12 protein-coding genes and 1 tRNA gene are annotated in these 11,381 nt (G+C 67.3%); 2 read left to right on the top strand and 11 right to left on the bottom strand.

Annotated elements, in window-relative coordinates:
* Window positions 1-186: 186 nt before the first annotated feature.
* The 4 genes from ACFQ91_RS06315 to ACFQ91_RS06300 all read right to left on the bottom strand — a co-directional run bounded on the left by ACFQ91_RS06315 (window position 187) and on the right by ACFQ91_RS06300 (window position 2,545).
* Window positions 187-399, bottom strand: a complete 213-nt coding sequence (locus ACFQ91_RS06315; RefSeq protein WP_342037492.1) for a hypothetical protein — start codon at window positions 397-399, stop codon at window positions 187-189.
* Window positions 400-581: 182 nt separating this feature from the next.
* A complete protein-coding gene (locus tag ACFQ91_RS06310; RefSeq protein WP_094426304.1) occupies window positions 582-2,018 on the bottom strand; it encodes a recombinase family protein in 1,437 nt (478 codons plus the stop codon).
* A gap of 43 nt (window positions 2,019-2,061) precedes the next feature.
* Complete coding sequence (locus tag ACFQ91_RS06305; protein WP_344249592.1) at window positions 2,062-2,319, bottom strand: LLM class flavin-dependent oxidoreductase; 258 nt, start codon at window positions 2,317-2,319, stop codon at window positions 2,062-2,064.
* A gap of 153 nt (window positions 2,320-2,472) precedes the next feature.
* Window positions 2,473-2,545, bottom strand: a tRNA-Asn gene (locus ACFQ91_RS06300).
* A 255-nt stretch (window positions 2,546-2,800) separates the two neighbouring features.
* Between ACFQ91_RS06300 and ACFQ91_RS06295 the strand changes: the two genes are divergently transcribed.
* Window positions 2,801-3,712 carry a DMT family transporter gene (locus tag ACFQ91_RS06295; protein ID WP_249120863.1) on the top strand — a complete coding sequence of 304 codons (912 nt, stop codon included), beginning with the start codon at window positions 2,801-2,803 and terminating at the stop codon, window positions 3,710-3,712.
* A gap of 3 nt (window positions 3,713-3,715) precedes the next feature.
* Window positions 3,716-4,930, top strand: coding sequence for a glycosyltransferase (locus ACFQ91_RS06290; protein WP_344259356.1), 1,215 nt, complete (start codon window positions 3,716-3,718; stop codon window positions 4,928-4,930).
* Between the two features lie 51 nt (window positions 4,931-4,981).
* Here ACFQ91_RS06290 and gluQRS read toward each other — a convergent pair whose 3' ends face one another.
* From gluQRS to ACFQ91_RS06255, 7 genes are all read right to left on the bottom strand, one after another.
* Complete coding sequence (gene gluQRS / locus ACFQ91_RS06285; RefSeq protein WP_344249595.1) at window positions 4,982-5,929, bottom strand: tRNA glutamyl-Q(34) synthetase GluQRS; 948 nt, start codon at window positions 5,927-5,929, stop codon at window positions 4,982-4,984.
* Complete coding sequence (locus ACFQ91_RS06280; RefSeq protein ID WP_198498688.1) at window positions 5,926-6,243, bottom strand: GNAT family N-acetyltransferase; 318 nt, start codon at window positions 6,241-6,243, stop codon at window positions 5,926-5,928. The genes gluQRS and ACFQ91_RS06280 overlap by 4 nt, the downstream gene beginning before the upstream one ends.
* Before the next feature lie 31 nt (window positions 6,244-6,274).
* A complete protein-coding gene (locus tag ACFQ91_RS06275) occupies window positions 6,275-7,117 on the bottom strand; it encodes an amino acid ABC transporter permease (RefSeq protein ID WP_198498687.1) in 843 nt (280 codons plus the stop codon).
* Window positions 7,114-7,776 carry an amino acid ABC transporter permease gene (locus ACFQ91_RS06270; protein WP_211977658.1) on the bottom strand — a complete coding sequence of 221 codons (663 nt, stop codon included), beginning with the start codon at window positions 7,774-7,776 and terminating at the stop codon, window positions 7,114-7,116. Before ACFQ91_RS06270 ends, ACFQ91_RS06275 begins: the two co-directional genes overlap by 4 nt.
* Before the next feature lie 92 nt (window positions 7,777-7,868).
* Complete coding sequence (locus ACFQ91_RS06265; RefSeq protein ID WP_344249603.1) at window positions 7,869-8,765, bottom strand: glutamate ABC transporter substrate-binding protein; 897 nt, start codon at window positions 8,763-8,765, stop codon at window positions 7,869-7,871.
* 51 nt (window positions 8,766-8,816) lie between these two features.
* Entirely contained in the window at window positions 8,817-9,545 is a 729-nt protein-coding gene (locus tag ACFQ91_RS06260; RefSeq protein ID WP_211979286.1) for an amino acid ABC transporter ATP-binding protein, read from the bottom strand.
* Between the two features lie 110 nt (window positions 9,546-9,655).
* Complete coding sequence (locus tag ACFQ91_RS06255) at window positions 9,656-11,350, bottom strand: AMP-binding protein (RefSeq protein WP_344249605.1); 1,695 nt, start codon at window positions 11,348-11,350, stop codon at window positions 9,656-9,658.
* Between the last annotated feature and the right edge of the window lie 31 nt (window positions 11,351-11,381).

The following is an 11,381-nucleotide window of genomic DNA, read 5'->3' as shown; positions in this document are numbered from 1 at the left end:
GTTCTCGTGGGAAGACGGGATCGGTATCCAGTCAGGATGGGGCGGACGACGTCGGTGACACACCCGGCACGGACACACTTTTTGGCCTATAACCCTAGAGGCGGGCCTCCGCGTCGGCGAGAGCGGGATCGCCCAGACGCCAGTGGAACGCCTCGACGTGATCGAGGGCGGCAGCATTCGCAGTCATCAGCGACCACCGCCCATCACGGAGGCGACGGCGGCGCGCTGACGCGGGGTCAGCGGCGTGTTGGCCAGGCGCTCACCGGCACGGCGACCGGCGGCACGGGCGACGGCGATGACGGGATCGAGCCCATCAGACTGCGGAACGGGGGTCGAGTCCTGGGCGATCCCAGGACGGTCCAGCGCGGAAGCGCGGGGAGCGTCGATAACGACAGACATCGGAAGACCTCAGACATGAGTGTGCTTCCGGTTCCCCGCCACCGTAGTTGGGCTGTTTGACCGGCTACTCATCCGGGAGCAGAACCCCGCGCTTCAAAGTCGCGGCCCCGGTGGGATCTTCTTGTCTGTAACCATTCTCCCATGACTCGACTCACCATTGCAATGACGAGTCGAGCCATGAGTCAGTCGCGTCTCGGCTCTATCCGAATGAGATCGGGGTCGAACTTCACGTGACCAGGAACGATGGGCTCGATGGTCACCGTCACCAGTTCGTCCACGAGCATCCGGCGACGGTCCACGTCCAACTCCTTCCACTTCGACTCGACCACCTCGCGGCGCTCCGCGGTGCCGACCGGCTCGTCAACGTCCGCGAGCAGCTTCGCCGCCACCGACACCGATCGGTCGAGCAGCTCCGCGTCGATCTCGTCGATGCGAGCCTTCACGTCGTTGATCGCCGCGGTGATCTCCAGCACGGGCTGGTGGATGTCGCGCAGCAGCGGGCTCAGCTCCTTGACGCGCTCGACCAGGGCGTTCCGCTCGGTCAGCAGCTCTTCGCGGTCCGGCCCAGCGTCTTCCTGCGGCATCACGAGGTCGTGCACGTCCGCCGAGGACAGTCGGGTGAGCACCGCCTCGGTGACCATCGCGTCGACGGGCTCGCGCTGGCGGGTGAGGTGGAACTGCTCACCGCAGCGGTACGTCGGCTGCTTGCGGCTGTTCGTCCCTGAGACGAGCGTCGCGCCGCACTTCCCGCACAGCCCGATCGTGGACAGGAGGTACTTCGGTTGGTTGCCCTGCCTCGCCGACCTCCGCACGTTGTCCTCCAGCTTCGCCACCGCAGCCCGCCATGTCTGTTCGCTGACGATGGGCGGGAACCCCTCGCCCTGCACCGGGTACAACTCGCCCGAGTCGTAGTGCTTGATGTAGCCAGCGTAGAGCGGATTCGCCAGCAGGTACCGCACGGCATCGACGGAGAACTCCGACCCGCGCGCGGTGAGGTGTCCGGCCTTGTTCAGGTCCTCGCGGATGCGACGGATTGACAGCGACGGCTCGCCGAGGAACGCGTCGAAGGCCCGCCGAACCGCGTTGGCCTCTTCCTCGATCAGCTCGCCCTCCCGCGTCCAGCCGAACGCCTTCCAGGTGGACGCCGGTATGCCCTCGGCACGTCGGCGCTCGTTCGACCGGATCTGACGCTCGGCCTTGCGACGTGCCTCGAACCGGGCGAGAGCGGCGAGCATCGTCGCCCGGAACTCGCCGTCCGCCGTCGAGAGGTCGATCTCGCCGTCCACCGTGACGACCCGCAAACCGAGGTCGATCAGCGTGTTCAAGTCCTTCGTGCTGCGCAGCAAGCGGTCCATGTCCACGGCGACGACCATCGAGAACCGACCCGCCCGGGCGTCGTTCAGCATCTCGGCCCACCGAGTGCCAGCGCGGCGCTTCTTCGTCGCCGACACCGCGTTGTCGTCGTAGACCTCGACGACCTCCCAGTCCTTCGCCTCGGCCAGCGCCCTGATCTTCCGCAACTGGGTCTCGACAGTCCACCGGTCGCCCTTGCGGTCCAACGAGGCGCGGACGTACGCCGCCACCTCGTTCGTCTTCCTCAGCGATACCAGTTCGACCATGCAACCAAGCTTACGTCAACGAGTGTTGCAACCTCGATATGTGCTACCGCATGTCGATGACGCCGGTGCCGACCTCGATGTGCTTCGTCTTCGCGGCGATCGCGCTGAGGACGGGGATCGGCGACGCCGCCTGTCTGGCGAAGTGGTGGACGCGGAAGTACGCTCCGTTGACGCCGATCTCGTCGGCGCCGACGCCGATCTCGACAGCCTGCTTCAGGGCTTCCTTCGCGCCGTACTCCCCTGGGGCCGCGCCGGGTCCGTAATGGCCGAAACTCAAGAATCCGAATGCCTTCATATCCATGCCAACCTGGTTGAGGTTTCAATTATTCCGGCCGGTCGCAGGCGGTGCGCGGCTTCCTGCTGGCTGCACGGGCCCCGCATACCCATGTGGGTGTGCGTGCGGGCATTCAGGGAACGACAAAGGCCCCGTCGGGAACGACGGGGCCTTGCTCTGCTCCCCCGGCTGGGCTCGAACCAGCGACCCTTCGATTAACAGTCGAATGCTCTGCCAACTGAGCTACGGAGGAATGTGGCAGTGACCTGCGCACGAGAAATCAGCATAGCAAAGGTGAGCCGACCTCGCCAAAGCGGCGCCCAGTGCGTTAGGTCACACCCGCCCCGCTCGCCCTGGGCCAGCGGTGCCCGAGGCGGACAGCTCCGGTTTCCCCCACCTCGGGGAGACGGGGAACCGGACAATTCCCCCGCGCGCACGACGCTCGCGCGTACTGCACTGTAACATCGGGGGTGACCCTTGCGAGCCATCCCCGACGGAAGCAGAACACGTGACCATTGTGGCCATCGCCTTAGCCGTTCTGGCAGCTGTGGCCCTCGCGTTCGGGGCCCTCTACCAGCACGACGCCGTCGCCGATCAGGACAACTCCCATGACGGTCTGAGCTGGGCGCACTTCAAGGAGCTGCTGGGGAACCGGAAATGGCTGCTCGGGCTCTTCATCCTCGGCCTCGGCACCCTGGGGAACTTCCTCGCCCTCGCCCTCGCCCCCGTCATGGTCGTCCAGCCGATCGGGGCGTTCTCCCTCATCGTCTCCGTCCTCCTCGGCGTGAGGTACCGCGGGCTCAAGGTCAACCGCCGCCTCGTCCAGGCCGTCGTGTGGTGCACCGTCGGCGTCACGGTCTTCGTCGCCCTGTCGGCCACGACTGCGCGGACGTCGGTCCACCTCGGCGCCGATGCCCTTCCGCTCGTGTGGATCACCGGCGTCATCGTCGCCGCCGGGCTCATCGTCATGCTCTTCTTCCGCCACGCCCCGCAGCTCGTCCTCATCACCGCGGCGGGCCTGCTCTTCGCGTGCGTGGCGACGAACGCCCATCTCGTCAGCGTGCAGTTCCTCCGCGCCGGCATCGAGAACGTCACGTGGCTCAACGTCGCAGCCCTCATCGTCGCCGCAGCCCTGGGCTCCTGGTTCGTGCAGAACTCGTACGCCGCCGGTCCCCCGGAGATGGTCATCGCCGGGCTCACCGTCGTCGATCCCATCGCCGCGGTCATCCTCGGCTCCGTCGTCCTCGGTGAGGCCCACGCCGCTCCCCCGTGGCTCGTCGTTGTCATCACGATCACAGGATTGGTCGCGTGTCTCGGGGTCGTTGTATTGTCTCGGTATCATCCCGATGTCAAGGATCGCGAGGACGAACGCCGCGACGCCCGCCAGAACGATCAGTTGACCGACACCGAGGAGAGTTGAGCTCTGTCCGCACAATCGACCCGTCGCATCCTCATCCCCACCGAGACCTACGCCCCCGAGGTCAACGGAGCGGCGAAGTTCGCCGAACGCCTGGCAGCGGGACTCGCCGCCCGCGGACATGACGTCCACGTCGCCTGCCCCTCGGCGACCGGCACCCCCTCGGTGAGCGTGGAGAACGGCGTCACCGTCCACCGCCTCACCTCCCACCGCTGGATGCTCCACCCCACGTGGACGATCTGCATGCCGTGGGAGACGAAACCGGAGATCGCCCGCCTCCTCGACACCCTCAAGCCCGACGTCGTCCACACGCAGGCGCACTTCGTCATCGGCCGCTACGCGTTCTCCGAATCGCACAAGCGCGGCATCCCCGTCGTCGCGACGAACCACTTCATGCCCGAGAACGTCCGCCCCTACCTCCGCGTGCCCAAGCCGCTCGTCGACGGCGGCACCGCGCTTGCCTGGTGGGATCTGCGCCGGAAGTTCCAGTCCGCCGAGTTCATCACCGTCCCCACGCAGCTCGCCGCCGACCTGCTCACGCAGAACGGCTTCAGCTCCCCCATCCGCGCGGTCTCCTGCGGCATCGACCTCGACCGGTTCTCCCACCTCAAGCAGCCCGTGACCGGCGGGAAGGGCTCCTCGTCGGGCACCGAGGCGGCCGCCCCGCGGGTGCTCTTCGTCGGTCGGCTCTCGGCGGAGAAGCACGCCGAGGACATCGTCCGCGCCGTCGCACTCACCGACCCGGCACTCGGCCTCGAGGCCGACATCGTCGGGGGCGGCGATCAGGAGGAGCCGCTCAAGTCGCTCGCCGCGGAACTCGGCATCGCCGAGCGCATCCACGTGCTCGGCAAGATCAGCGACTCCGCGCTCATGGACGCCTACGCCCGGTGCACGTTCTTCTGCATGCCCTCGACGGCCGAGCTCCAGTCGATCGCCACACTCGAGGCCCTGGCCTCGCGCAAACCCGTCGTCCTCGCCGACGCCGTCGCCCTGCCCCATCTCGTCCGCGACGGCGTCAACGGCTACCTGTTCCCACCGCGGGACATCGAGGCCCTCGCCGATCGCTTCACCCGCATCTGCACGCAGACGCCCCCGCAGTACGAGGCGATGTCCCGGGCCTCCCTCGACGTCGTCGCCACCCATGACATCGAGTACACGCTCGACACGTTCGAGTCGATCTACGCCGACGTCATCGCCGGATACGTCGACACCGCGGCCTGAGACCGACTGCCTGAAACGGCCTGAGACGGACCGCCTGAAACGGCCCGCCGCTCAGGCCGCGTCGTCGGCCGGCGGGACGAACACCGTCGGCTCCGACCCCAGCCGCGCGACGTCGAGCCCGGCGATGACGTCCTCGATCGACCGCCACCGGGCACTGCCTCCGGTGGCAGACGTCGGATCGGCCCCGCCGAGGGACTCCCAGATCCATCCGTAGACATCGGCGACCGTCCAGCCGCGGGCGCGCAGCTGCTCGTACGTCACGGCGCCGTCGCGCTTGGCCAGCCGGGACCCCGACTCGTTGAGCACGAGCGGCACGTGCAGCCACGCCTGCTCGGGCAGGTCGAGGAGTTCGGCAAGACGGGCCTGCCGCGGGGCCGAGGAGGCGAGGTCGTCCCCGCGGACCACCTCGGTGATCCCACTGGCCGCATCGTCGACGACGACGGTAAGGTTGTAGGCGAACACGCCGTCACCGCGCCGGAGCACGACGTCGTCGACCGGTGCCGTGATCGTGCCGAGCAGAGCGTCGGCCACGGTGACCTCCCGGTTCTCCGAGCGCAGCCGCAGGGCCGGTCTCCGGCCCGCGGCGGCCAGGGCGGTCCGCGCCTCGGTGCGCTGCTCCTCGGAGAGGTCGCGGCACGTGCCCGGATACGCCCCCGGTGGGGCGTGCGGGGCGGAGGGGGCCTGCTGGATGTCCTTGCGCGAGCAGTAGCATTCGTAGACGAGTCCCGCCTCATCGAGACGGGCGATCGCCTCAGCGTAGACGTCGAGACGCGCGGACTGGACGAGGGGGTCGTCGTCGGGCACGATCCCGAGGTCGGCGAACACCGCCCGTTGGGACTCCGCCGCGCCCGGCCGGACCCGGTCGAGGTCCTCGACGCGCCAGAGGAAGCGCTGGCCCTGCTGCCGGGCGCGCGCATACGCGAGCACCCCGGTGCGGATGTTGCCGATGTGGAGGTCGCCGCTGGGGCTCGGGGCGTACCGACCGGCTCCCGCCCTCACCTGTCGGCGACGAGATCGGCGTACTGCGGGAACCGCTGCAGGTAGTCCTGGACGTAGGTGCACAGCGGGACGATCGTCTCCCCGTTCGCCCGGATCTCGTCGAGGGCGTGCGTGACGAGGGTGCGGGCGAATCCGCGCCGGGAGAAGCCCTCGGAGATGATCGTGTGCTGGAGTTCGAGGGTGCTGTCGCCGATCCGCTGGTAGGCGAGGAACCCGACGAACGCCTCGGGATCGTCGGTGGTGAAGAGTTCGAAGCGCTCCCGGTCACGGTTGTGGCGCATCGTCACCGGGGTGGCGCTGAGTTCGGGTTCCATCCTCACGTCCCTTTCATCGTCGGTGAGCTGCTCAGCGCACCGGTGCCGTCGTCAGCCCTTCGCCCTCGACGTCGGCGGTGGTCTTGCGCTGCAGTCGCCTCTCGAGCCACCGCGCGAAGCTCGCGACGATCATGTTGATGATGATGAAGAGCGCGGCACCGACGATGAACGTCGGCAGAAGGTTATTGTACTCGCGGCCGATGAGGTTGACCTGGTAGAGAAGGTCCTGGTAGGTGACGATGAAGCCGAGCGCCGAGTCCTTGAGGAGGACGACGATCTGCGCGACGATCGTCGGCATCATCGCCCGCAGCGCCTGCGGCATGAGGACGAGGCTCATCACCTGTCCCGGTCGCAGGCCGATCGCCATCGCCGCTTCCCGCTGGCCCTTCGGCACGGCGAGGATGCCGGCCCGGATGATCTCGGCGAGCACCATGCCGTTGTAGAGGGTGAGGCCGATGACGACGGACCAGAACGGGCCGATCGTGTTCCCGAAGAGGAGGAACGTCGCGAAGATGAGGAGGAGGACGGGCACGCCGCGGAAGAACTCGAGGACGATCGTCGCGGGCACGGAGATGATCCGCTTCGACGACAGCCGCAGGAGGGCGAAGACGACGCCGACGGCCAGCGCCAGCACCGAGGCGACGGCGGCGACCTTGAGGGTCGCGAGCATGCCGTCGAGGAGGACGAGCTGGATCTGGGCGAATGTGAACGGATACCACTTCTCGGGTTCGAGCTGTCCGGCGTCGGCGAACTTCCAGATGATCCATGCGATGAGCCCGGCGAGCACGATCGTCGAGACGATCGAGAGGATGACGTTGTTGCGGCGGGCCTTCGGGCCCGGGGCGTCGAAGAGAACCTCTGTCGGTGCGCTCATCGGAGGATCACCAGCTTCCGCTCGAGGTAGGAGAAGATGCGCCCGAGGATGAGCGCGAGGATGAGGTAGGCGACGGCGGTGCCGAAGAGGATCGGGATGACGAGGTCGCCGCGGAGCTCGATCGCGTTGCGCATCGCGGAGATGAGTTCGCGGTTGTTGAACGCCGAGGCGATCGACGTGTTCTTGAGCATCGCGATGATGACGCTGCCGAGCGGCGGGATGACCGTCCGGAAGGCCTGCGGCAGGATGACCTCCGTCAGCGTCTGGTTGAACGTCAGCCCGATGGCCCGGGCGGCCTCGGCCTGGCCGACGGGGATCGTCGCGATGCCCGCCTTGAGGGTCTCGGCGACGAAGCACGCGGTGTAGGCGGTGAGCGCGAGCGTCGCGTAGACGAAGGAGTTGAACGAACTCGAGTCGCCGAAGCGGATGTCGAGGAAGGGCAGTCCGAAGGCGCAGAAGAACATCACGAGCGTCAGCGGGGTGTTGCGGACGATGTTGATGTACGCCGAGGCGGCGATCCGCAGCACCGGGGTCGGTGAGACCCGCATGGCGGCGAGGATCGTGCCGAGCACCAGCGATCCGACGAGGGTGACGGTGAAGAGCTTGACCGTGCCCCAAATGCCGGAGCCGAAGAGCTCGAGCAGGGCGAGAAAGTCCATCCCGGGTTCCTTAATCGATGCGAGGGCACCGGTCGGTGCCCTCGCATCAGGTCAGTGAGGCAGCCGGTGGGCGGCCTCGGTGCGGCAAGCGGTCAGTAGCGGTCGATCTCCGGCATCTTCACGCCCTCGGCCGATCCGAGCGTGTACTCGAAGGCCTCGGTCCACTGCCCGTCGTCCATGCTCGTCTGCACCGCGTCGTTGACCGCGTTGCGCAGGGCCGTGTCGTCCTTGGGCAGGCCGATGCCGTAGGGCTCTTCGCTGAAGGGCTTGCCGACGACCTTGAGCTCGCCCTCGTTCTGCGCCGCGTACCCGCGGAGGATCGCGTCATCGGTCGTCACCGCGTCGACGGCACCGGACTGGAGGTCGGTCACGCACTTCGAGTACGTGTCGTAGGTGACGAGTTCGGCGTCTCCGTACTCGTCCTGGATCCGCTGCGCCGGGGTCGAGCCGTCGACCGAGCAGACCTTGCGGCCGGCGAGGTCCTCGGGACCGGCGATGTCGGAGTCGGACTTCACGAGCAGGTCCTGACCGGCGACGTAGTAGGGGCCGGCGAAGTCGACGACCTGCTTGCGCTCGTCGTTGATCGTGTAGGTCGCAACGACCATGTCGACGGTGCCCTGCTGGAGGAAGGGCTCGCGGTTGGCCGAGACGGTCTCGACGAAGTCGATCTGGTCAGGGGCGAAGCCGAGCTGCGCGCCAACCATCTTCGCGATCTCGATGTCGAAGCCCTCCGGGTTCTCGGAGCCGGTGGTGACGTTGCCGAGACCCGGCTGGTCGAACTTCACGCCGACCTTGAGCTGACCGGCGTCCTTCGCCGCCTGCCAGGTCTTCGAGTCGGCGACGTCGGCGCTCTCGTTGACCGGGTACTCCGGGGCCGCGGCCTGCGAACCGCCGTCGGCCGGGTTGTCGGGGGTGCCGCCCTGCCCGCATCCGCTGAGGGCGAGGAGTCCGACCGCGACCGAGGCGATCGCGACGCTGAGCTTCTTCATGGTTTCTCCTTGGTGGTGTCGAACGGAACAGAGGGTCGAATCGGGGGTGGGTCAGTTCGTGAGGATCTTCGAGAGGAAGTCCTGGGCGCGCCCGCTCTGCGGGTTCGTGAAGAACTCCTCCGGACCGTTGACTTCGACGATCTCCCCGTCGGCCATGAAGACCACGCGATTGCCGGCCTTGCGGGCGAACCCCATCTCGTGGGTGACGACGACCATCGTCATCCCCTCCTTCGCGAGTTCGACCATGACGTCGAGGACTTCGTTGATCATCTCCGGGTCGAGCGCCGAGGTGGGCTCGTCGAAGAGCATGACCTTCGGCTTCATCGCCAGCGCCCGGGCGATCGCGACGCGCTGCTGCTGCCCGCCGGAGAGCTGAGCGGGGTACTTGTCGGCCTGGTGGGCGACCCCGACGCGTTCGAGCAGCGCCATCGCCTGCTTGTCCGCGTCGGCCTTCTTCAGCTTCCGCACCTTGATCGGGCCCAGGGTGACGTTCTCGAGGATCGTCTTGTGGGCGAACAGGTTGAACGACTGGAAGACCATGCCGACGTCCGAGCGCAGCTGCGCGAGCGCCGCACCTTCGGCCGGCAGCTCCTTGCCGTCGATCGTGATCGATCCCGAGGTGATCGTCTCCAACCGGTTGATCGTCCGGCACAGGGTCGATTTGCCCGAGCCGGAGGGACCGATGACGACGACGACCTCACCCTCGTGGATGTCGAGATCGATGTGCTTGAGCGCGTGGAAGTCACCGTAGTGCTTCTCGACGTCGGTCATCGAGACCAGCGGTTGTGATTCAACTCTCATGACCACTGATCTTAGTGAATGACCTGCTCACATGAAAAACGTCACGTGTTCCCAGGACAACTGCAATGAACTTGTGACCTGAGCGACATTCACACGCTGCTGCCTGCGTGAACGATCCTCTCGCCCTCTTCGCGCAACTCGACTTTCCGGATCTTTCCGGACACCGTCATCGGGAACGAGTCGCGGACCTCGACGTACCTGGGGATCTTGAAATGGGCGAGGCGGCCCTCGGCGAACTCCCTGACGTCGGCGGCGGTCAGCGTGTCGTAGCCGTCCTTGAGGATGACCCAGGCCATGAGCTCCTCGCCGTACTTCTCGTCGGGGACGCCGATGACCTGGACGTCGCTGATCGCCGGATGCTGGTAGAGGAACTCCTCGATCTCCCGCGGGTAGACGTTCTCTCCCCCGCGGATGACCATGTCCTTGATCCGGCCGGAGATGTCGACGTACCCGTCGTCGTCCATGATCGCGAGATCGCCGGTGTGCATCCAGCGGGCCGCATCGATCGCCTCGGCGGTCTTGTCCGGCTCCTCCCAGTACCCGAGCATCACCGAGTACCCGCGGGTGCACAGTTCGCCCTTCTGCCCGCGGGGCATCGTCTGGCCCGTCACCGGGTCGACGATCTTCACCTCGACGTGGGGCATGACCCGGCCCACCGTCTGCGTTCGGGCCTCGAGGGAGTCGTCGGCGCGGGTCATCGTCGACACCGGCGAGGTCTCGGTCATCCCGTAGCAGATGGCGACCTCGGACATGTTCATGTCGTCGATGACGTGGCGCATCACCTCGACCGGGCACGGGGACCCGGCCATCACCCCGGTGCGCAGGGTCGACAGGTCGTAGTCGGCGAAGTCGGGCAGGCCGAGTTCGGCGATGAACATCGTCGGCACCCCGTAGAGGGAGGTCGCCCTTTCCTCGGCGACGGCGGTGAGGCTCGCCGCCGGGTCGAAGCCCGGGGACGGGAGGATGACCGAGGCCCCGTGGCTGAGCGCCGCGAGATTGCCGATGACCATGCCGAAGCAGTGGTAGTAGGGCACGGGGAGGACGACGGAGTCGGCGGGCGAGTACGAGAGGAGCTCGCCGATGAAGTAGCCGTTGTTGAGGATGTTGTGGTGGGACAGCGTCACGCCCTTGGGGAAGCCCGTCGTCCCGGAGGTGTACTGGATGTTGATGGGATCGTCGGCGGAGAGTTCGGCCGCCGCCTGTTCGAGGCGCACCGCGTACTTCGCTCCGGGGTCGGCGAGCAGCTCCCGGCCCTGGGTCAGCAGGTGGGCGAACGATTCGCGCTCCCCGATCGTCGCCGTTCCGGTCAGAGCGTCCGGGACGGTGTCGAGGAAGACGAGATCGAGACCCGGCACCGAGGCGGCCACCTCGGTGGCCAGGGCGTGGAAGTCCGAATGGGGCGGGGCGGCGATCTGCGAGATGAGCATCGTCATCCCCGACTGGCCCACGACGAATTCGAGTTCGTGGGCGCGGTAGGCGGGGTTGACGTTGACGAGGATCGCCCCGATCTTCGCCGTCGCGTACTGGACGAGCGCCCATTCCCCGACGTTCTGCGCCCAGATCCCGATGCGATCGCCATTGCCGAGGCCGCGTTCGAGCAGGGCACCGGCCAGCGCGTCGGTGTCGGCGTCGAACTCGGCATACGTCCAGCGTCGGTCGGAGCCGCGGTCGATGAGGGCGATCGCGTCCGGGTGGGCGGCGGCGGTGCGCCGGAAGTTCGCCGGAATCGTCTCCCCGCGCAGGGGTTCGGTCGACGGTCCGGAGGAGTAGGAGAGGTCAGCCACGTCGTTGTCGCCCTTCGTATCCCGTCAGCGG

This window comes from Brevibacterium sp. NPDC056726, assembly GCF_042790515.1.
GTDB classification, from domain to species: Bacteria; Actinomycetota; Actinomycetes; order Actinomycetales; family Brevibacteriaceae; genus Brevibacterium; species Brevibacterium sanguinis.
Note: the sequence above shows the minus strand (reverse complement) of the source record. Positions and strands in the feature narration are given on the sequence as shown.

Excerpts from the sequence above, each read along its gene's own strand:
- ACFQ91_RS06315 (WP_342037492.1), bottom strand. The coding sequence starts at position 399 with ATGTCTGTCGTTATCGACGCTCCCCGCGCTTCCGCGCTGGACCGTCCT.
- ACFQ91_RS06310 (WP_094426304.1), bottom strand. The coding sequence starts at position 2,018 with ATGGTCGAACTGGTATCGCTGAGGAAGACGAACGAGGTGGCGGCGTAC.
- ACFQ91_RS06305 (WP_344249592.1), bottom strand. The coding sequence starts at position 2,319 with ATGGATATGAAGGCATTCGGATTCTTGAGTTTCGGCCATTACGGACCC.
- ACFQ91_RS06280 (WP_198498688.1), bottom strand. The coding sequence starts at position 6,243 with ATGGAACCCGAACTCAGCGCCACCCCGGTGACGATGCGCCACAACCGT.
- ACFQ91_RS06275 (WP_198498687.1), bottom strand. The coding sequence starts at position 7,117 with ATGAGCGCACCGACAGAGGTTCTCTTCGACGCCCCGGGCCCGAAGGCC.
- ACFQ91_RS06270 (WP_211977658.1), bottom strand. The coding sequence starts at position 7,776 with ATGGACTTTCTCGCCCTGCTCGAGCTCTTCGGCTCCGGCATTTGGGGC.
- ACFQ91_RS06265 (WP_344249603.1), bottom strand. The coding sequence starts at position 8,765 with ATGAAGAAGCTCAGCGTCGCGATCGCCTCGGTCGCGGTCGGACTCCTC.